General features: G+C 41.8%; 2 protein-coding genes. One reads left to right on the top strand and one right to left on the bottom strand.

The genetic code is table 11. The features are described from left to right. Window positions 1-82 precede the first annotated feature (82 nt). Complete coding sequence (pilV, locus tag ACSZPU_RS25130) at window positions 83-1,453, top strand: shufflon system plasmid conjugative transfer pilus tip adhesin PilV (RefSeq protein WP_499004322.1); 1,371 nt, start codon at window positions 83-85, stop codon at window positions 1,451-1,453. Window positions 1,454-1,525: 72 nt separating this feature from the next. On the opposite strand, the gene ACSZPU_RS25125 is transcribed toward pilV, so the two are convergent. Next, window positions 1,526-1,984: a nuclear transport factor 2 family protein gene (locus ACSZPU_RS25125; protein ID WP_437616610.1), complete on the bottom strand. Its 459-nt coding sequence runs from the start codon at window positions 1,982-1,984 to the stop codon at window positions 1,526-1,528. Window positions 1,985-2,305: the final 321 nt, after the last annotated feature.

The following is a 2,305-nucleotide window of genomic DNA, read 5'->3' as shown; positions in this document are numbered from 1 at the left end:
TACGGCCTCATTTCTCGCTGCCGTCCAGATCAGATGCATCGCTCTCTGGGCTAAAATCTTGTGACGATACTATCTAAGGAAGGTGGGGGAAGCGGTTAATGGGTATATCAGTATCCGTTACGATAAACTATCCACGCTGACGGCAGCGGCTGGAACAGGCACCGATCCGGGGCCTCGAACCTGTTCGGGGTCTGTCTGTACCATTACCTACCAGACATTGATCAATGAAGGATTATTGCCTTCCTCTTTTACTGGCGTGAATATCAACAAATCCGCCTATACCATTTTACTGAAAAGGAACGGAACGGCTCCCAACTATGTTATCAATGGATTAATCACGACGAACACCGCATGGACAGAAGGTAACAGAGTTCGTTACGATCTGCTTGGAAAGGCCATGCAGACAGCAGGTATTGACAGTGGCATGAGCAAACTTACTAACCAGATCTCAGGATATAGCGGTTTGTGGTCTGAAACGACATCGGGATTTTCCAGCATCAATAAAGTGGGTCTGCTTGGCTATCGTGTGGGTTATGATTCTTCTATGTACTCGGTTTACCTGCGTCGTGACGGTACTCTGCCAATGACAGGCGATCTGAACATGGGCGGAAATGATGTCAACAATGTCAAAGATATTACCGCGTCGGGGGATATCAGTGCTGTATCATTCAATGGTTCGTATGGACGCTTTGCAAAGAACGTGAAAGTTTCCGAAGATTTATACGTTGCGGGTTTTTCGTCTTTTGCGAAAAACGTCAACATGAGCAGTTATCTCACGGTTAAAAGCGGGATCAGCTCTGAAAGTTATGTTTCAGCCAAAACAAATAGCAGCCGCCTTCAAATTGGTGGGGGAGGTTCCAGTAATCAGAATGCAGTGCTGTTGAATGTCTCCGGTGGTTCGGGGGATGGATATCTCTCTCTTACAGGTAATAATAATTCTTCTGTAAAGCTTGATATATGGGGAAGTCAAAAGATACGTGGCGATCTTATTTTGTCAGCGTCAAATGATGGAAAAACCACGGGTGCTGTCTCTGCGTCAGGTAATATCACCGCTTCGGGAACGGTTTCAGGTCTGTATTTGCAGCCCACGTCTACTGTTGTAGCAGGTACGGTTTGCAATTCAGATGGCCTGATAAGTAAAGATACTTCTGGCAGAACATTGTCCTGTGTGAGCGGCAGGTGGCAGTCCGGAGCGGGGATAACAGAATATACTACCAGTATCTCTTACGTGTCAGGATATGGAAATAATTACTGTCCTTCTGACACGGCAATTTTCGCCTATTATGGAACGGTCGGATATAAATCGGGTTGTAGGGCAGACAGGAGATATTATAGTGGGTGGGTAACGCCACACCAGCTATCGCTCACTGACAGTGATAGCTGGGGAAATAATGGTGGATGCGATTTTCAGGTATATACGGTAAGTAATGTTTCAAAGGTGAAGTGTGGTTGATTACTATCAGTAGTTAATATTAGCCATATAAATATTTATATTTACATAGTGGTTTATATGGCTTGCTTCAAGTTAATTTAGCTTCTCAGGCATAACAGATGAGTGATGAGATGATATTTTCCATTCTTTACCTGTATAATCATAGGTAAATGTGTATCGGGCGGAAACTTTTGTATTGTCACCAAAAGTAAACGTGTAGGTTCCTACGTCAATTGCTTCGTTACAGCCAATTCGTATATTTCTACTGTCAATTTTGCCAACTGGTTTTTTAGCAAGAAAATGTTCAAAGTAATCAATCCTTTCAGCCTGCGTAAGCCGTATTTTATTTGATATAGTGGGAACAAGTACCGCATCACTCAGATAATTATCTGTAACTTTTTTGGGATCGCCAGTTCGCAACGAAGCGTTCCATTTGTTGAATAATTCTTCAATATCGGATGGTCTTACATTAACACAATTCTCAACTGTTGAAGCATTAACTGCACCAGAAATAATTAGTATGGAGCTTAAAACTACAATTTTGTATCTCATTGAAACCTCGTAGGCACATTCAAAAATGTGTTGTTTGCTATTATTGTTGACGCTTACTTGTTTGTAAATTTTGTTATCTTATAGTAATGTGAATTTTTTAGTAAAGCATACATTTATAATTTCTTATCACTATAAGAGCAAGGTAAAAAATCCTAAATTGACTCATGTAGTATGGTTCTTGTTCTGATAAAGAACCAGAAAATGAGACAACTACGCATTGACCAGTTTGATATGGTTGTTACTTGTTGGCGGATTCAACTCCGAAGTGCAACGCTAAGCCGCCAATCTTAGCTCTGCAAACACCACAGACGGTTGCCTGAA

Origin of the sequence: Phytobacter sp. V69 (assembly GCF_965644215.1) — a bacterium.
GTDB lineage: Bacteria > Pseudomonadota > Gammaproteobacteria > Enterobacterales > Enterobacteriaceae > Phytobacter.
The sequence above is the reverse complement of the archived record's forward strand: the minus strand, read 5'-3'. Positions and strand labels throughout refer to the sequence as shown.